We start from the raw sequence: 18,610 nt of genomic DNA, 5'->3' as shown, positions 1-18,610 counted from the left end.
CGTACGAATGGCGTTCTCATCGCCAAGGAGCCGGGTGCAGCAGCGAGCTACGCTCTCGCAAAACTCGAAGATCGTGGCGCGCTCTTCATTCCGCCAGCAACGGAAGTCTATCCGGGCATGATCATCGGCGAACACAACCGTACGACCGACATCATCGTAAATGCGACGAAGGGCAAGCACTTGACGAACATGCGTTCCAAGGCTTCCGATGATAACATTCAGCTCACGCCGTACCGCCGCATGACCCTCGAAGAATGCGTTACGTTCATCAATGATGACGAATGCGTCGAAGTGACCCCGCTAGCTCTCCGCCTTCGCAAGATCACGCTCGATCCGCACAAGCGTAAGCAGGAATCGAAGTCTCCGGTCGAAGAAGACGAAGATTAATCGTTTTGATTTCGAACAGAAAATCCCGCGGAGTTCCGCGGGATTTTTTTATAAACTAAGGCTCGTAAATTTCCGTGTACGCGGCATCGGGACGCATTCCGTACCGCACCATCTTAAAGCGCTTCGCTTCCGGATAGTAAGACCAGATCATCCATTCGTTCGCCATGTCGGTGCGTTTCGCCTTGACCATGATCGGTTTTTCGCCCTTGTAAAAGTCCTGTTTGTGCGGAATCATGCTTTCCATGGGGCGGTACTTGTGAACATGTTCGCCGCAGTGGCGTTCGATCATACCGCGGGAATCCTTGCTCCAAATAATTTGTACATCACAGCCATCTTCATCGCGAATTTTTTCGCAAGAACTCGGACCTTCCGGACACCAAACATACTTGCGAAAGGTCATGAAAAACTCCGGATCGTTAAAAACCTCGGCGCGGTGACGGTATTCCTTGTAATCGTTGTAAGCGCCTTCAAGCTTATTCTGCGGACTGTTGTATTCTTCGCAGCCCTTTTGCGCCACGCGCACTTTACGTTCAAACAAGTCCACATCCACGACGCAGCCCGGTTCCGCATAGTTGAAGCGTGTATGCCCAAACTGATTCATCGCCTGCACGTTCCCCATGGAAATCGCAGCACGGAATCTTCCATGTCCGTTCTGAATGACAATATTGAACCGCCCCGGAGAATTTGGCGATTTGGAAAGAATAACGCTTCCCGTCGGCGAAGAATAGATTCCGCTCAAGTCCGTTGCACGCTCCTTCATGCGGGCGAGATCCGCACGGCGTACATAGCCTTTTTTGGCAAAGCGAGTCTTCACCGGAATATACTCCGGCGGAGGTCCCGGTGGAAGTTCCTCGTACTTCACCACGCGTTTTTTCTTTTTAGAATTGCGCTGCTTCACGTACTTCACCACCTTCTTCTTTTTCGGCGGAATCGGAAGTTCTTCCACCTCATCCGAAACGGTCAGGTAGCCTATAATTTTGGAAGAGGGCTCATCCGTCTTATAAATCGGGAGCTTTTCTTCGGCAAAAAGGAAAGCGGTCAAACATACCACCAAACACAGAATTTTATTCATATCTATGAATTAGATTATTCTTGCTCGGTGGGATGTAAAAAAAACTTGAAATTATCAGCCAGAGACTGCTGGATTCTACTTCAGAATATCGCCCGTCAAAAGCTTTACCTGGATTTCCGCCGTCCGGGTGGCGATTCGGGCCGAAAGGAGCGCTTCACGTGCAGATCTCCACTGGCTCTGCGTTTCACGGAATTCAAAGTTCGTGATGCTTCCCGCCTTTAAGCGTTCTTCGCCAAGCTTCAACATTTCCGCGGCGAGTTCCGCATTACCTTCAGCAACCTGCAGAGCGTCTAAAGAACGGAGATGAGCTTCGACTGCATTCGAAACTAGCGTTTCTACGTTCAGGCGTACATTTTCGACCTGCAGTTCCGCAGACCGTTCCGCGATTTTCGCCGATTCCGATGCCGCATTGTCCGCAAGACCGTTGAACAGGTTCCACGTCAAAGCGGCACCGACCTTAAAATACTGGCTGTTCGCTTTTTCTGGATTTGACTTATCCGATTCGCTGGCAGTCGCATTCCAAGAACCGTGCAAATTGAGCTTCGGATAAAGATTCGAATTCGAACCTTGGCGGTTCACCTGCGCATAGTTCATCTGCGCCTTGGCGGCCGCAAGGTCCGCATTGTTTTCCAAGGCACGTTCCTTGGCACGGGCGAGGCCTTCTTCCGACGTCCAAAAAGGTTTCCGTTCGACGGCGATCGAATCCGGCAGATCGTTTCCGCTGTGAATGACGCCACCTCCCAAGAATTCATCCAAGGTTCGGATGGCAGAAGAAAGGCTTGATTCGAGCGAAAGGTACTTGGAGCTGTCGCTTGAAAAGTCCATTTGCGCCGAAAGAAAATCAAGACGCGTCATCGAGCCCGCTTCATACTTGTTCCTGGCGAGTTCGCAGCGCTCTCTCGAAACAGAAAGGTTCGAATCCGCAAGGACAAGTGCCGACTTCGCATTCACCGCGCTAAAGTATGCGGTAAGCACATTTGCCGCCAAGGATTCCCGCGCGGCACGTAACGCCGCCTTGGAACTTTCCACCTGCGCCTTGCTTGCCTTGTACGAAGCAATATCGTTAAAGCCGTCAAAGACCGCATAATTGACCGCTATCTGGAAAGCATCGCTATGACCTAAATCGCCATCGATATCCGACGTCACACCCGCCTGTGTTTTGGAATACGCATCGCCGTAGCTGTAATAACGCGAAAGCGAAAGGTCTACGGTCGGCAAAAGTCCCTTGCGCGAACTTTTTACATTCGCTTCAGCACTTTTTACATTCTCTTCATAGATCAATGCGGAAGCATTCTTTTCAATTGCCGTTTGCACCGCTTCTTCGGGAGAAAGCACCGCCGCATTGGACGTTTGCGGAAGGAGAAGGACTCCTGCAAAAATCATCGGCAAGAGCATCGAAGCAAGCTTTACGCCCGTATTCGGGTCCGCATTCGCATCCGGGTCCACTTTAGCACTGCGTTCAGGTATACTCGCAAAGAAGGAATACGCTGCAGGCACCACAAAGAGCGTCAGGAACGTCGCAAAAGTTAAGCCGCACACAATCGTTACGCCCATCGCAATGCGGCTTGGCGTTCCCGTCAAGATCAGCGGAAGTGCGCCGAGAACCGTCGAAAGGCTCGTCATGAGAATCGGACGGAAGCGCAAACGAGCCGCTTTCTTGGCCGCAGCAAGACGAGAGCAGCCCGTGCGCTCGGCGATCTGGTTTGCAAATTCAACGATCAAGATTCCGTTTTTCGTCACGAGGCCAAGCAACAGAATCAAAGCGATTTCACTAAAAATGTTCAAGGTCTGTCCAAAGAAGTACAGCGAAATGACAGCCCCCGCAATCGCAAGCGGCACCGTAAAAAAGGTGACGAACGGAGCGCGGTAACTTTCAAACTGTCCCGCAAGCACAAGAAATATGCAGGCAAGCGCGAACAAAAAGACAACGTAAAGTCCTGAAGAACTTTCTTCATATTCCTTCGAAGTCCCGGTGAGTTCCGTCTGGATATTCAGCGAATCCGGAATCACAGTCTTCGCAATGCGACGCATTTCTTCCACGCCGTCACCCACCGTTTTCCCGGGCATTAGACCCGCCGAAATCGTCGCCGCACTGAAGCGGTTATAACGCGGTAGCGAAGGCGATGCGGACTTTTCTTTATAAGTGATAAAGTTCGAAACCGAAACCATTTCACCGGAACCGTTGCGAACGCTGAGTTCATCCAAATGCATCGGAGATGCGCGGTACTGATATGGCACAGCTCCGATGATATCATACTGACGGCCTTCCTTGTAAAATTCGCCATAGGTCTGGTCGCCCATTGTGAGAGCGATTGTAGATGCAATGTCATCGACGGAAACGCCCTGGTCATGCGCCTTGTCGCGATTGATTTCCACGTGAAGTTCCGGCTTGGTGAATTTGAGATCCGCATTGACCACGCTAAATACTGGACTTTTTTCCGCTTCGGCTGTGAACTTCGGAAGCAGTTCGCGAAGCACTTCGATTTCACCCGCTTGCAATACAAACTGCACCGGTAAGCCTCCGCGGCTCGTGCTAACGCTCTGCGGTTCAAAGACCATCACGCGCAAATCCGGATAGTTCGCGCCCAAAATCTGAACCTGTCTTGCGATTTCGCTTTGCGAGCGACGCTTGGATTTGTCGCGGTTTAACGTCACACGGATCATGGAGCTTCCGCCCGACCTTGCGCCCGCCTGAATTTCTTCGTATTCCGTCGAATCCATAAGGCTCGTCATTTCTTCGACAAAAGCTTCGGACATTTTTTTCGTCTGACCAAGGCCCGTTCCTTCCGGCGCAGAGATGTTCACCATGAACATGTTGCTGTCTTCCTGCGGAGCCATTTCGGTAGAAAGGTTCGTGAAGCAGAAGTAGGCAGCCACCATCAACGCTCCGATAATCACAAAGATCAGTCCACGGACGCGGAGGAATGCGTTCAACAGCTTATTGTAAATTTCGTTCAGCCATTCAAAGAAAGGCTCGGTCGCATTGTAGAGAACGCCCTTATTCTGCACACGCAAAATCTTCGAGCAGAGCATCGGCGTGAGCGTCAATGCGCAGAAAGTCGAAATCACGACTGTCCCGATCATCACCGCCACGAATTCGCGAAAGAGAAGCCCTGTCGTTCCGCCCAAGGCAAGCATCGGCACGAACACCGCCATCAACACCACGGACGTCGCAATCACCGCAAAAAAGATTTCCCGAATGCCCGCTACCGCAGCCGCCTTCGGCGACATATTGTGTTCAATCTTCTGGTAAATGTTTTCCACGATCACAATCGCATCATCTACCACAAGGCCAATCGCAAGCACCATCGCAAGAAGAGTCAGCACATTGATCGAAAAGTCAAACAGATAAAGCACAAAGAAGCTTCCCACAATCGAAACGGGAATCACGACCATTGGAATGAGCGTCGTCCGCGCTTCTCGCAAAAAGAGAAAAATCACCGCAATCACGAGCAAAAAGGAAATGAAAATAGTCTCGATCACTTCTTGAATCGAAGAACGAATATTCACCGAAGTATCAAGCCCGCTCAAAATCTGAATATCCGATGGCAAATCACGGCGAAGCGCTTCCACACGCTTGTAAAATTCATCGGCAATCGCCACATGGTTCGAACCGGGCTGTGCAATCACCGCCACCGAAATCACGTTCTTGCCGTTACGCTTAAAACCGGTTCGTGTATCCATCGGCTCGTAATGGACCTGCGCCACATCGGAAAGTTTCACAATGGAACCGTCCGCAGCGGTCTTCACCGGAATCGAATTAAAATCCGAAGGGCTGTTCAAACGACCAAGCGTGCGAATCGAAAGATCCATCGTCTGGCCTTCAATTTTGCCCGCCGGAAGTTCTTCGTTTTCCACCGAAAGCGCGGATGAAACATCCGAAGCGGTTACGCCCATCGCCTTCATGCGCAGTGGATCAAGCCAAAGGCGCACCACCGGCGTTTTCGCCCCCCAAAGGTTCACTTCCGAAACGCCGGGAATCGTTTGCAAACGTTCCTTCACCACGTTCGTCGCAAGTTCCGAAAGTTCCATCGCATCACGGGTATCCGAAAGAAGGCTCGCAATCAAGATCGGATCGGAATCCGAATCGGATTTATAAACGACAGGCGCATCGGCACCGTCCGGGAGCTTTCGCTGCACACGTGAAACGCGGTCACGGATATCGTTCGCCGCCGCTTCAAGGTCCGTCCCCACTTCAAATTCTGCACGAATCGAAGAGCGTCCATCGGAACTCGTCGACGTCAGCGACTTAATGCCCGAAGCGCTGTTCACCGACGCTTCGATGATTTCGGTGACTTCCGTTTCCACAACCGCAGCATTTGCGCCCGTATAAGTGGTACGGACCGTGATAATCGGAGAATCCACGTTCGGGTATTCTCGAATGCCGAGATTCGAAGCGCCAAAAGCACCGATAAGGATAATGCCCAAAGAGAGCACAGTCACCAGAACCGGGCGACGAATGGAAAGCGTAGAAAAACTCATTCATTCACCCCGTAGCTCATGTTGTTCGAAAATTCCTTGATTTCGATGCCCATGCCGTCACGCACATTCATAAGGCCCGAAGCCACCACAGTATCGCCCGCAGAAAGGCCCTGTACCACATCGACCGTAATCGGGGTTCTTAAACCGGTCTGGACATCCACCTTTTTCGCCTTGCCATCTTTAACCACAAAAACGTAAGCGCCATTCGCATCGAGCGTCACCGCTTCGGAAGGCACAGGAATTCCCACGAGTTCGCCCTCGCCAAAGTCGAGCTTCACACGTACATAGGTTCCCGGCAAAAATTTGCCATTCGCATTCTTCAAGAGCGCACGTGCCTTACGGGTACGGCTCGTATTCGACATCGTCGCATCCAAAAAGCAGATTTTGGCATCGGCTTTAATTCCCTGTTCCGTGTCGATCAAAACGACTTTATCTCCCATATTTGCATAGCGGGAAAAACGCTGCGGCAGTTCAAATTCCACCTTGAGTTCGCTCGTATTCGTGAGCGTCGCAATCTGCGCCCCGGAAGTCATCCAGGCGCCTTCCGAAACTTCCACAACGCCGAGCGTTCCTGCAAACGGAGCGCGCACCTCGGTCTTTTGAAGCTGAGCTTCGATCAGCTCCTTCGAAGCCTTTGCCGATTCCACCGCACTTTCTGCGGATTCAAGCTCTTCTGCCGTCGCACCGTCCTTTCCATAAAGGGTCTTGGTGCGGGACGCTTTTTTCTCGGCGAGATCCAAAGCGGTTTTTGCGCTTTTCAAATTCGCCTGGAGTTCTGCGTCATCGAGTTTTGCAAGGAGCGTTCCCTTGGAAACCTTCTGCCCGTCCTTCGCATACAGCTTCACGAGCTTTCCAGACGCTTCCGCTTTCAAATCGACCTGCGCCTTGGCGACAAGTTCACCGTTGGCCGTATAAGTTCCAGACGTCGAATCGGGAACGGCGATGTAGCCGGAAACGCGCAACATGCGCGTTTTACCATTTGCAGAAGAAGCTTTCTTCTGAGAAGCGGAACTCGAGAATTCCGAAGAACAGGCTGCAATCCAAAAACAGCCGAGGAAAATTGCTGCAAGCGCGGAATAAATCTTCATATTTACCTACCGTTTACTCCCCCTTTAGATGATGAAAGCAAACATTCGGTTGCAGCAAAGGGAGAAAAAGTTTCGTTCTTTACAAAAACATGACAAAACTTTAGTTGGAAACCGCAATCTCCGGGAAAGCAAGCGCCGGAACTTGACGACTCGTATAGGATTCCGGATAATCTTTACCGACCGCGACCAAAGTACCGAGTAAATCGATGAAATTGGCACTCAAGGTCGCGCCTTCCACCGGATGCAGAATCTGACCATTTTCCGCATACATGCCCTGTACACCGATACTCATTTCTCCGCTGATTGCACTGCAACCGGAATTGCCTTCCAGGCGCACCACGAGCAGGCTCTTCGGGAATAGCTTCAAAAGCTCTGCCGTCGTATGCTCACCCGGCAAAACGACCAGGTTCGAGAATCCCGAACCGACCTTGCCTTCGTAAGAACGCAAAGCGCAGCCGTTGCTCTTTCGGCCTTCGACATGGGCTGTTTCCAAATTGTACAGGAATTCCGAAAGAACGCCGTTCTTCACCACGGTCACCTTGTCCGCATAAGTCCCTTCGGAGTCGTAAGTCTTGACTCCCGGAAGGTCTTCACGGGTCGGATCGCAAAGAATCGTGAGGTTCGCCCCGGCAATCTTTTGACCGAGCTTACCCTGCAAACGCGATTGTCCCTTTTGCACCATTTCCGCCACAAAGGAAGAAGCGTACATGCTAAGGATCTGGCCCGCGACGCGTTCCGAAAGAATCACCGGCATCTTACCGGTTTCTATCTTCTTCGGCTCCAAAAGTTCGAGAGCGCGTTCCACAGATTTCTTTGCAATCGTTTCCGCAGAAAGCTCTTCGAACTTCATCTTGTCTTGATCGAAGCCGCCGAGCTTTTTCGAATCGCCGCGTTCTGCGACAACCCCGGCGCCCGCTCCAATGCCATTGTCGCGACGTTCAAAGTAAACGCCGTTCGAATTCGCAAAGACCGTCAGGGATTCATTCTTTTGGCAACCGAGATACGGCACGTTCTTCACATCTTTCGAAAGGGCAAAGCAACGTTTTTCAATGTCGATTGAAAGTTCCGCCATCTGAGCGAGCGAAACATTTTTCAAATCCGGATTGTATTCGATTTTACGCAACGGATGATTTTCCGGATGCGGCAATTCAATCGGAAGATCCTTGGTGAACTGCGTGTGCAACAAGGCGTCTTTCACGGTCTGACGAAGAGCATCTTCCGTCAAACGTTCCGTGTAAGCGTATCCCGGTTTTACACCTTGGAAAGCGCGAATACCGACGCCGACCGATTCCGAAATTTCAGTATTCTGAAGCCTTCCCTGAAAAACGGAAACGCCTTCGGATTTAGAATGTCCACCGATAATGTCAAATGCAGTGGCGGACTTTTTCGCTTCTTCTGCGAGGAACTGGACGGCTTCAGAAATATTCATCACTTTACCTTTTCAAATGCAATTTTCGCTGCGGCGAGAGTCTTGTCTAAAATTTCGTCGGAATGACGGGCGCCAATGAAGGTCGTTTCGAATTGGGACGGCGGAAAGAAAATTCCCAAGTTGAGCATTTCGTGGAAGAATGTCGCAAAGCGCTTTGTGTCTGCGGCAAGAGCCGTTTCCGTATCGATGACCGGAGCCTTCGAGAAGAATACGGTGAACATCGAACCGACGCGGTTGATCTGCACCGTGGTGCCGACATCTTCTGCAGCCTTGCGAAGACCCGTTTCGAGTTTCACTCCTTTCTGTTCCAAGTCTTCCCAAGGATTTAATTTGTACAGAAGCTTGAGCTGTGCAAGGCCTGCGGTCACTGCCATCGGGTTACCGGAAAGCGTTCCCGCCTGGTAAACCTTGCCGAGCGGGCTCACGTTCTGCATCAAAGATTCCTTGCCCGAATAAGCGGCAAGAGGCATTCCACCGCCGACGATTTTGCCGAGGGTAATCATATCTGGGTGAACGCCAAAACGCTTAGCGGCACCGCCATCCGAAACACGGAATCCCGTCATCACTTCATCAAAGATCAGCACAGAACCGTTCTTGGTGCAAATGTCACGCAAGCCTTCGAGGAAGCCAGCCTTCGGAGGTACGCATCCCATGTTGCCGGCGACCGGTTCTACAATCACCGCCGCAATTTCATTTGCATGGGCTGCAAACAAAGCCTCGACCTGTTCCAAATGATTGTAATCCGCGATCAGGGTATCCTGAGCAACGCCCGGAGTCACGCCCAAGGAACTCGGAGCGCCGTGCGTCAAAGCGCCAGAGCCCGCTTGAATCAAAAAAGAATCTCCATGACCGTGGTAGCAGCCGCGGAACTTGATAATCTTGTTTCGACCGGTCGCGCCACGCGCCACACGGATCGCGCTCATCGTCGCTTCCGTTCCGGAATTCACCAGACGCAGCTTTTCCATGCCCGGAATTTTCGAAAGAATGAGTTCCGCGAGTTCGACTTCAATGTCCGTGCCCATGCCAAAGCTCAGGCCACGGCTCAGCTGTTCGTGCAAAGCTTCGGTGACTTCAGGCGGATTATGTCCCAAGATCATCGGGCCCCAGGAGCCGATAAAGTCCACATACTGCGTTCCGTCGTCAGCAAACAGGTATGGACCGTCCGCACGCTTCACAAAAACGGGTTGACCTCCTACGCCGCCAAAGGCGCGCACCGGAGAATCCACGCCACCCGGCAAAACTTTTAAAGCACGATTCCACCAAGAATTTTCAGCCATCAGTCAAACCTCACTTTTTTCCAGCCTCCTGCACCAAAGCGCAGATCACGCTCCACAAATTCCCAAATCAAAAGTTTTTTGTTTTTGAGAACACCCGAACGACGGGCAAGCTTTTCACGGACAAGCGTACTTGCGCCACCATCCGAAATAATACTTGCCACCGGGGTCTGCATTTCATTTGCGAATTGAGAAATCCAACCGGCAGACATCGGCGCGTCCGTTTCATAGATGCGCGAATAGCTGTCGCCTAAGATCAATATCTTGGAGTTACGAAAATCGCTGCGGAGAGGTGCGCCTGTTTTTGCATTCTTCACCTGATGCGCTTCCACCGTCTGATTCGGATAAGCGTTTTCGAGATCCGCCATCGTCGCAATATCTCCCGTGCGCACGGCGGTCACGAGCGAATCCGTGAGCGAAAGTTTCGGAAACGTTTTCGCCACGGGCATTTTCTTCACCTTTTTCGCGACCGCTTCTGCTGCGATTCGCGCTCCACGCGGCGTCCAATGCGTATCCGTATACAGGTAAAGGAAATCGCCTTCGCGATCTTTTTCCTTCGCTTTTTTTAGAACCGGGTAAAGGTTCACCATTTGCACGCCAAGCGTCTGAAGCGTATCGACAAAACGACGTCCAAGTGAAAATTTCTTTTCGTACAAGGAGAACATCGTCGGGTTCAAAAATTCCGGGTAAATCGAAGGCTTGCCCGGGACGACGACCACAAGCAGTTCCACACCACGCTTTTCCAGTTCCGCCTTAAAATCCAGAACGGCTTCAATCGGATTGTCTAAGCTGTCGAGAGTCCACGGTGCGGGCTTTACCAAAAAGTCTACGTCCTGGCGGTAGTACAAAAAGTTCGAGTCCGCATAAACCGCCTTTTCTCCCGGATCCTTAAGCACCTTCCATGCAAAAGTCTGGTAAAAGGGGCGCATTATTTTGACAAAGGAATTTTCCTTTTCCATGCGGTCTTCATAGGCTCGCAAATACTTTCCGCTCAAAATGCCGTGATTCCACCAAGCCTTCGCCACTCGGGAAAGCGAAAAAGACGCATAGGTGTTCTGAATATCCGCCACCATTTTCAAAAGGCTATCGTTCAACGAAACATCGGATTCCAAACCCGCCAGCATTTTCTGAAATTTGGAAATTTGATCCACCGCGGAATCCGTCGAATCTATAGGCAGGTAAGCGTTGACGTCCATCAGGGTACGCTTCAAGTTCTGTGCGACCCCGTCTAAATCCGAAATCTTTTCCGCTAAAGTCGAATCTTCCGATTTCGCAAGGGCAAAAATCTGTTTCATTCCCACGTTCAGCGAGTCTGCTTCCCGCTTTAAAACCGCTTCCCGCGCAAATGGGCTAGCCACATCCCGGAAGATATCGAGCGGCAGAAAAGCTTCCCCGCTCCGAAAAGAGTGAGCCAATTCCCACGATACCGGCAAAAGCAGCATCACAAAGAATATCGCGGTGAATAAAACGGTTAGGCGTTTCATAGGCCCCTTAAAAAAAAGTACCCCCACTGCGAATCGAACGTAGATCTCACCCTTAGGAGGGGCGTGCTCTATCCATTTGAGCTATGAGGGCAACTTGTGGTTAAATATAGAAAATTCTGGACTTTTCAAGGTGTGACTTTGCGTATTCCGTTAGAATACGCAAAAACTTTTCTATCCGTCCCTATCGTTGAAAGCCTTTTCGACAATAAGTAATTTGCGCATGGGTTGAGTTTGGGGAGATGATCATTCACCTGAACATCCGAAAACGACAAAACAAATTCAATCCGGGGAGGAGTACGCAAGTACTCCTCTTTTTAGCGCTTGCCATCGGCAAGCCGGCGAAGAGCGACAACGCCTTTCCGCCATTTTTCGATCGGTTCCGAAGGGAATCCCGCATACACAGCGCCGGCAGGAACGCTCTTTGTCACCCCGGCCTTCGCCGCAATGACTGCGCCCTTGCCGATCGACAAATGCCCAGCGATCTGCGCACCGCCAGCAAATTCACAATCGTCTTCCACCACGGTCGTTCCGCCGAGTCCAGACTGCGAAGCCATATAGACGCGATTTCCGACCGTGCAATTATGACCTATCTGTACAAAAGAATCAAAATGGCAATCATCTCCGATGGTCGTCGGGGCCAAAAATCCCGCCGCCACCACGCTATTCGCCCCAAATTCACAACGATTTCCGATACGCACGCCGCTCACATGAGGCACCATCTTGCGTACACCGGCATCATCAAAATAAAAGCCAAAACCGCGCGAACCCACCACGGAGCCCGCCTGAAACTGGCAATCCTTGCCCACTTTCACATTCGAATAAACGGTCACATTTGCCTGCAGTACACAACCGTCGCCGATTTCTGCGCCACGCATCACCACACAGTTCGGGCCAACGACCGCATCTTCGCCGAGCGAGCCTTCCACGACCGCAGAAGGGTGCACCTTTGCAGAGCTCGCCACAAAGCCTTCCGAAAATTCCGGATGATGGAATTTTTCGATAATCTTCACCATCGCCGCATACGGATTTTTGACGCGTAAAAGCGCGCCGACCGTTGGGGAACCAGCAAACTCCTGCGGCACCAAAACGAGGCCCGCATGCGAATCACGAAGTTCACCCATCAAAGCCTTGCCTGTAAAGAAAGAAACCTGATATTTTGCCGCATGCAGCACCGGGGCAAATCCCGTAATTTTAAAATTATCTTTAGACTGGATATATTCCACGGAGCCGTTCAAAAATACGGCCAAATCTTCAACACAAGTCTGTTTCATTTTCAATTCGTCTCTGGAAAAGAAAGGCCCTGTTCAAGCGTGAGCATTTGAACTCGACAGCCGTATTCAATATGGATTTCCGAGCCAGCACGATGCGTTAAATCGTCACCGTCCAGCTGGTGGAATTCCTCTTCCGAAGTCTGGAGAACGACTTCTTTTGCATGGATCGTTTTGAGGAATGAACGTTTGTAAATCTTCCCCACCAAAGGAACGCTTCCAAGCGCAAGCGCGCCAAAGAAAGACATCATATTCGGCACGGGAACGACTTCCAAAAGGCCGTCCGCCATATCGCTACCGTCAAAGGGATTTGCGCCCGAAGCAAAGCTCGGAATGTTTCCGACTATCACGGTGCGGTAGCCGGAAACATCTTCTTCAATCCACCTTCCTTTCTGATCCAAAACTTTGAGATGCGCCTTTCCAAGGCAATGCTTGCGGTCCGCAAAAAAGCGATCCACATAGTGCATCTTGTTTGCGACAACCGAATGACTCGAAATTTTACCCGAGGCTCGGTCCGCATTAAAATCATGTGCGATTCGTGCGTCGATGCCGCTCGAAAAATAATTCGCGAGCACATATTGACCGTTTACCTTCCAAATGTCGAACGGGCGATGCCTTGCCTGCACAAGCCTGCGCACCAAAAAGAGAAGGCCCTTGTTCACGAAGGTTTCGTAAAGGTTCAATACGCGGGCAAGATCGTTACCCGTTCCAAGCGGAATCAGACCTATGCGCACTTTTTGTGCAAAGCCCGATTCGAGCATCACCGAGAGCATCGTCGACATCGTCCCGTCACCGCCTACCGCGATCAGGGTTTCCGTCTTTTCCGCCGTTTCACGGATCTGCTCCCGCAAACGCTTTCCACTGGTCAGTTCAGCCGTCCATTCGGAATCTTCAAATCCCATGGACTGCATGATTTCCGGTACAAAGTTGAGGATGACCTTACCTTGGCCACCTCCACTTATCGGATTCACTAAAAAGCTGAACTTGTACATACTCTCTCAATTTATAATTATTCTTCGCCAAAAGCGTAAGAAGCCAGATCTAAATAAATCAAAGGATTGACTGTACTCGACGTCAAAATGTAAAGATCATCCTGGATTATGTCGATATCGACCGCATTCCGCACCCCGATTTCCATCAAATCCATTCGATATTGCAACCCTCCCGACAAATTGAACACGCCGAGATAACCACATTCCGCATCCAACAAGGCAAAAAAGGTTGCCCCAAAGCGCACACGGGTCGCCGAGCAGAAATGTAAAGAATTATTTGTATCGCTCGCCGCCAAAGCCGCACGCGTCCTGACGCCGCCATCCGCATCATAAATCGAGACACGCTCTGGCGAGTCTGTAAGCGCTCCCGAAGTTTCCACTGCCACAATCCAATCCGACATCACATCAAGCGCCATCACACGCGTCGCCGAATAAGAAATTCCAGTCTTGACGCAGCCCGTCGAATTCATTTTCAACTGCGCAAGTCCCGCAGAAGGCGCGTAATAAATATACGAAGCGGTCAGCGCCATCGCATTCAGCGAAACATCGCACATCCAATCTTCATCGTCATAGCGCAAAACAGAAATCCCGTCGTAATAATACAGCCAGGAACCGACCTTCGCAATGTCCTGCGCCATGTTCACCGGAATTTCGCCATCGGGATTTTCCGAAGTCCGCGAGAGTTCAAAGGCGCATGTCCGCGCATCGTTCCGCGTATACGCATACACGTCGTTGTAACGGTCCAAAATGTAAAGGGTTTCCCCGTCCGACGAAAGGGAAATTTTTTGTGCAGAACGGAATGGCACTTCAGAAAGATTGCAGGAAACCTTCGGAGAATCCCCTGCAATCCATTCCCCGCCGCAGGAAATGAAGCACAAACAAAGTAAAACGCTGCCGAGAACGCCAATTTTCACATAACAAGTATAATAATCTTTACTATTTTTAGTTTTTACACACGCATTCAGGACTTGTCGAAATGGATTTTGAACAATTTATTGATCGCCTCACCCGAAACTGGCCTATCCCACTTCGTGTGCTGATCATTTCGACAAAAGCATTCCTGTTCCACCACGGGACGATCCGCGCGGCAGCCATGACGTACACGTCCTTTCTTGCGGTAATCCCCTTCTTTATCCTTTTAACGGCGATTTCGCTTTCCCTCGGTTTAGGCTCGTTCTTCAACACGTACCTGCCGATCCTTGACCAATTCTTCTCACTCGGACTTCCGCTCGACGACATTATGCCGCTCCTCGAGAATACGGAACATATCCATTTGAGAACCTTAGGACTTGTCGGTTCGATTTCCCTCTTCATCACCTACATTTTTGCGATTGGGAACCTGGAAATCAACATGAACGTGGTCTGGGAAAACCAAACTTCCCGACCTTTTTTAAAACAGTTTGTCGCCTATACGCCTCTTTTGCTTCTCGCGGCTCTCGGTCTTGCCTTTTTTGCGATGTTTGTGAACCATATCAAGGGCGGACTTTTTGAAATCGCAAGCAATGTGAGCTTTTTGACCATCGAAACCGTTCCGCAAATCATGAGCGCATTCTGGATTGTGGCGATCGATGTGATTTTCATCGCGCTAATCTTTTTTGCCATTTTCCTCCTTCCCTACCGTAAGGGACATTATTCCTATAAGAAGCTCTTTTTGCCATCGCTTCTCGTGAGCATCGGCATCTGGGTCTGCACCTGCATTTACCTGATCATTCTGATTATGTTGCAGCAGGGCATCGTCGGCCGCATGTCGCTTTTTTACGGTTCCCTCGCCTTTATTCCGCTCGTTCTTTTATTCGCCTTTGGATTCTGGGCGATCATGCTCTACGGGAACTGCATCGTGTGGACTATTTATGGCTGGCCTAAATCCGGAGCCAAAAAATGGAACTGGGTACGGCAAGAAGGTAAATTATGAAAAAACTTTTCTGGATTTTTATCGCACTCGCCTGCTTTGCGTCCCCGGCTCTTGCCGAAATCAGCACTCTGACCGATACGGACGCGGTCGCTTCCGACAATTCCCTCAAAGCTTTTGTCGGTTTTGAAGCGAACAACATTTTGCTCGTCGAAGACGGATCCCTGTACTTTTCAATCCACGGGGGCGTTGTCTTAAACCCGAACTTTCGTTTGGGTCTTTATGCGGCGACCGTCGCAAACGATGTGAACACCAAGGAAAACGGCAAAAACATCGCCGTGGACTATAATTCGCTCGGAGTTCTCGCTGAACTCAAACCCGTTTCGTTTGGCAATTTCTCCATTTCGATTCCGGTGACCGCTGGCGCAGGCTTTAGCAGCATCCAGACTCAAGGAACCGAAAATTCCAAGGCGAAAGACGGCTTCTTTGTCGCCGACGCCGCTTTGCATTTTAATTACCAGATCACCCCGGCACTCGAATTCGGTATCGGCGGCGGTTACAGATTCTTCCTCGGCATTTCCGAAGACGGCTTTGACAACGGTGATTTCAACACTCCGTTCGGCGCTATCTTCATCAACTGGGGCGAAAACTGAGGTCTGAAATGGACCAGAACATTTCCCTTCGCGGCGCACACCTTCGAAACCTCCGCAACCTGAACGCGGATTTTCCACTCGGGAAAATTACTGTCGTCTGCGGTCCTTCGGGCTGCGGAAAGTCCACGCTCGTCATGGACGTTCTGCATGGAGAAAGCCGCAGGCGTTACCTGGAAACGCTCAGCCCCTTCGCATTAAAAATTTTGGGCGGCAGAACGAGTATTCCCTTGGACAATGCAGAAGGCTTGCGCCCGAGCATCGCCATTGCCGCTTCCCGTGGGGACGCTCCTTCCAAATCGAGTCCGCTTTCCCTTTCGGAATGTGAATTTCCCCTGCGCATTTTATGGGCGGCTCTCGCCCGCCCCGCATGCCCTGTCTGCGGAAAGCCGATGCAGTGCGATTCCCGCGAAAGCATCATCGTCAAAATCTGCAACCTTCCAGAAGGAAGCCGTCTGCAGTTCCTCGCCCCGATCGACGTTCTAGATTTGACGCTCGATGCGCTGTCGGCAACGCTCCTTTCCCAAGGCTATGCACGCGTCCTTGCGGACGGCAAGAGTCTTTCCCTCGGCGACTTGACCCCCGCAGAACGCAAGTCAAAGCCCAAGGAACTGTTCGTCATTTTGGACCGCGTCATCATCCGCGAAGGCGTCCGTACCCGCATCGCCGAAGCGGTCGATGCGACGCTCCGTTTTTCGCATACAAAAGTCATATTAGACAACGGCGGAACGCGCACCACCTTTAGCACAATCCCGTTCTGCGAAGAACACAACACGACCGCCGCACCGCTCGAACCAGGCGACTTTACACCACATTCGCCCAAGTTCCGCTGCCCGAGCTGCAACGGCGACGGAGAAATCTACAGCGAAACGGAAGATCGCGACCCGGACGTTTGCCCCGAATGCCACGGCCTGCGCCTCAAAAAAGAAATCCTTGCTTCGACTGTCGGCGAAACTTCCTGGCAAGACATTCTCGAATCCTCCTTTGCGACTCTCGACACGCTCCTTCCCAAGCTCTTTAACGGACGTTTGCCCGAACATTTAAAGAGCACCGCAGACATGCTTTACGCCCGCATCCACGCCGTGAACAAAGTCGGGCTCGGCTACCTCGGCGCGGGCCGTATCGGCAGCACCCTTTCGGGCGGTGAACTCGGACGTTTGCGTCTTTCGCCCCTCGCGACCGGACATCTGGATGGAATGTGCGTTTGCCTCGACGAACCGTCGAGCGGCCTTTACAAGACCGATGTCGAAAAGCTCTGGGAGATTTTTGAAGAAATCCGAGACCGCGGAAACACGCTCGTTTTGATTGAACACAATCCGATTCTGATTGAAAAAGCGGACAAAGTAATTGAAATGGGCCCTGGCGCAGGAGAACTCGGCGGAGAAATTCTTTTCCAGGGTACCCCACAAGAACTGATGACGAAAAAGGATTCGCCGACAGGCGCTTGGCTCCGCGACATCTTAAAAGCCAAGAAAGCCGAAAAGAAGCCCGCGATTCCCGATGCGGAACACATCACCGTGCAAAAATTCGCCAAGTACGATATGCAACCGATGAGCGCCAAATTTCCCGTCGGGCATTTTAGCGTGATCTCGGGCGAAAGCGGCAGCGGAAAAAGCACTGTCCTCTTTGAAAATATCCAACCGCGATTTGCTAAGGGCGATTTTAAAAAGCTCGGCATTCAAAATATTTCATTGCTCAGCACCCGTGGATTTTTCCGCAACCGGCGCAGTTCCATCGCGAGCGCCATAGGCATTGCACCGCTCTTGCGCGAGCTGTTTGCGGGACTCCCCGAAAGCAAAGTCAAAGGCTTTACCGCATCCAAATTCAGCACAACAATTCCGGGCGGACGTTGCGAAACCTGCAAGGGCGAAGGAATTCTGCGCGATCCTTCGGGATATGAAGAATCCGAATGCCCGGTCTGCCAAGGCAAACGTTTTCGCGATGAAATTCTAGAAATCCGTTTTAAGACGCTCTCGTATGCGGACGTGCTGGACTTGACCGTGGAACGGGCGGCTGCGATTTTCGGATTTGCGCACAAGTTCTCGGACCGTTTGCAGCCTCTTGTGCGCACGGGCCTCGGTTACCTGCGGCTCGGTCAGCCGACAACGCACCTTTCCGGCGGTGAAGCGGCCCGGTTGAAGCTTTCGCTCGCGCTTTCCCGCGCTAAGTTCCCGAACACGCTCTTTTTGTTCGACGAACCGGCCCGCGGCCTGCACAAGAACGACATCGACCGCATGATCGCCCTCATCCAAGAGCTTTGCAAAAACGGTCATACCGTCATTGCAATCGAGCATCAAGAAGATTTCATTCGCGCTGCGGAATACACATGCCTACTCGAGCGGAAATCGAAATAGTCGAAAACCGAAAGCATTATATTTTAAATTTCTGTCATGCATATTAGACAATACAATGAAGCCGACCTTGCGGCAATGATCCACATCTGGAACGAAATCGTCGAAGAAGGCATCGCCTTTCCGCAAGAGGAGCCGCTCACGCCCGAAACAGGCAAGCAATTCTTTGCGGCACAGACCTACTGCGCCGTTGCCGAAGAAAAAGGCAAAGTTTTCGGCCTGTACATTCTGCACCCGAACAACGTGGGCCGTTGCGGTCACATTTCTAATGCAAGCTATGCGGT

Annotated in this window: 13 protein-coding genes, 1 tRNA gene and 1 pseudogene; 5 read left to right on the top strand and 10 right to left on the bottom strand. The window is 51.3% G+C overall.

Going from position 1 to position 18,610, the window contains the following annotated elements; translation table 11 throughout:
- Window positions 1-387 (top strand): annotated as a pseudogene (locus tag MR847_RS04450) (translational GTPase TypA); the annotation flags it as partial.
- A gap of 55 nt (window positions 388-442) precedes the next feature.
- On the opposite strand, the gene MR847_RS04445 reads toward MR847_RS04450, so the two are convergent.
- The 10 genes from MR847_RS04445 to MR847_RS04400 form a co-directional block, all read right to left on the bottom strand.
- Window positions 443-1,438 (bottom strand): hypothetical protein, encoded by a 996-nt coding sequence (locus tag MR847_RS04445; protein WP_287723054.1) that lies wholly within the window; start codon window positions 1,436-1,438, stop codon window positions 443-445.
- Window positions 1,439-1,534: 96 nt separating this feature from the next.
- Window positions 1,535-5,941 carry an efflux RND transporter permease subunit gene (locus tag MR847_RS04440; protein ID WP_287723053.1) on the bottom strand — a complete coding sequence of 1,469 codons (4,407 nt, stop codon included), beginning with the start codon at window positions 5,939-5,941 and terminating at the stop codon, window positions 1,535-1,537.
- Window positions 5,938-7,029 carry an efflux RND transporter periplasmic adaptor subunit gene (locus MR847_RS04435; RefSeq protein WP_287723052.1) on the bottom strand — a complete coding sequence of 364 codons (1,092 nt, stop codon included), beginning with the start codon at window positions 7,027-7,029 and terminating at the stop codon, window positions 5,938-5,940. The genes MR847_RS04440 and MR847_RS04435 overlap by 4 nt, the downstream gene beginning before the upstream one ends.
- Before the next feature lie 100 nt (window positions 7,030-7,129).
- The gene (locus MR847_RS04430; protein ID WP_100426321.1) at window positions 7,130-8,458 is read right to left on the bottom strand and encodes a TldD/PmbA family protein; all 1,329 of its coding nucleotides are present in this window, start codon (window positions 8,456-8,458) and stop codon (window positions 7,130-7,132) included.
- The gene (hemL, locus tag MR847_RS04425; RefSeq protein WP_106519655.1) at window positions 8,458-9,735 is read right to left on the bottom strand and encodes a glutamate-1-semialdehyde 2,1-aminomutase; all 1,278 of its coding nucleotides are present in this window, start codon (window positions 9,733-9,735) and stop codon (window positions 8,458-8,460) included. The genes MR847_RS04430 and hemL overlap by 1 nt, the downstream gene beginning before the upstream one ends.
- A complete protein-coding gene (locus MR847_RS04420) occupies window positions 9,735-11,216 on the bottom strand; it encodes an alginate O-acetyltransferase AlgX-related protein (RefSeq protein ID WP_287723051.1) in 1,482 nt (493 codons plus the stop codon). The genes hemL and MR847_RS04420 overlap by 1 nt, the downstream gene beginning before the upstream one ends.
- An 18-nt stretch (window positions 11,217-11,234) precedes the next feature.
- Window positions 11,235-11,307 (bottom strand) — tRNA-Arg (locus MR847_RS04415).
- Between the two features lie 223 nt (window positions 11,308-11,530).
- Window positions 11,531-12,487 (bottom strand): UDP-3-O-(3-hydroxymyristoyl)glucosamine N-acyltransferase, encoded by a 957-nt coding sequence (locus MR847_RS04410; RefSeq protein ID WP_100426318.1) that lies wholly within the window; start codon window positions 12,485-12,487, stop codon window positions 11,531-11,533.
- A gap of 2 nt (window positions 12,488-12,489) precedes the next feature.
- The gene (locus MR847_RS04405) at window positions 12,490-13,476 is read right to left on the bottom strand and encodes a diacylglycerol/lipid kinase family protein (protein ID WP_106519653.1); all 987 of its coding nucleotides are present in this window, start codon (window positions 13,474-13,476) and stop codon (window positions 12,490-12,492) included.
- A gap of 17 nt (window positions 13,477-13,493) precedes the next feature.
- A complete protein-coding gene (locus MR847_RS04400; protein ID WP_287723050.1) occupies window positions 13,494-14,390 on the bottom strand; it encodes a hypothetical protein in 897 nt (298 codons plus the stop codon).
- 62 nt (window positions 14,391-14,452) lie between these two features.
- Between MR847_RS04400 and MR847_RS04395 the strand changes: the two genes are divergently transcribed.
- The 4 genes from MR847_RS04395 to MR847_RS04380 all read left to right on the top strand — a co-directional run.
- Entirely contained in the window at window positions 14,453-15,388 is a 936-nt protein-coding gene (locus MR847_RS04395) for a YhjD/YihY/BrkB family envelope integrity protein (RefSeq protein ID WP_100426315.1), read from the top strand.
- On the top strand, window positions 15,385-15,978 hold the full coding sequence (locus tag MR847_RS04390) for a hypothetical protein (RefSeq protein ID WP_287723049.1): 594 nt from the start codon (window positions 15,385-15,387) through the stop codon (window positions 15,976-15,978). The genes MR847_RS04395 and MR847_RS04390 overlap by 4 nt, the downstream gene beginning before the upstream one ends.
- Window positions 15,979-15,986: 8 nt before the next feature.
- Window positions 15,987-18,329, top strand: coding sequence for an excinuclease ABC subunit UvrA (locus MR847_RS04385; protein WP_287723048.1), 2,343 nt, complete (start codon window positions 15,987-15,989; stop codon window positions 18,327-18,329).
- 36 nt (window positions 18,330-18,365) lie between these two features.
- The coding region (locus MR847_RS04380) for a GNAT family N-acetyltransferase (RefSeq protein ID WP_502798507.1) at window positions 18,366-18,610 on the top strand (245 nt) is incomplete at its 3' end.

Source organism: Hallerella sp. (assembly GCF_022776125.1).
GTDB classification, from domain to species: Bacteria; Fibrobacterota; Fibrobacteria; order Fibrobacterales; family Fibrobacteraceae; genus Hallerella; species Hallerella succinigenes.
The sequence above is the reverse complement of the archived record's forward strand: the minus strand, read 5'-3'. Positions and strand labels throughout refer to the sequence as shown.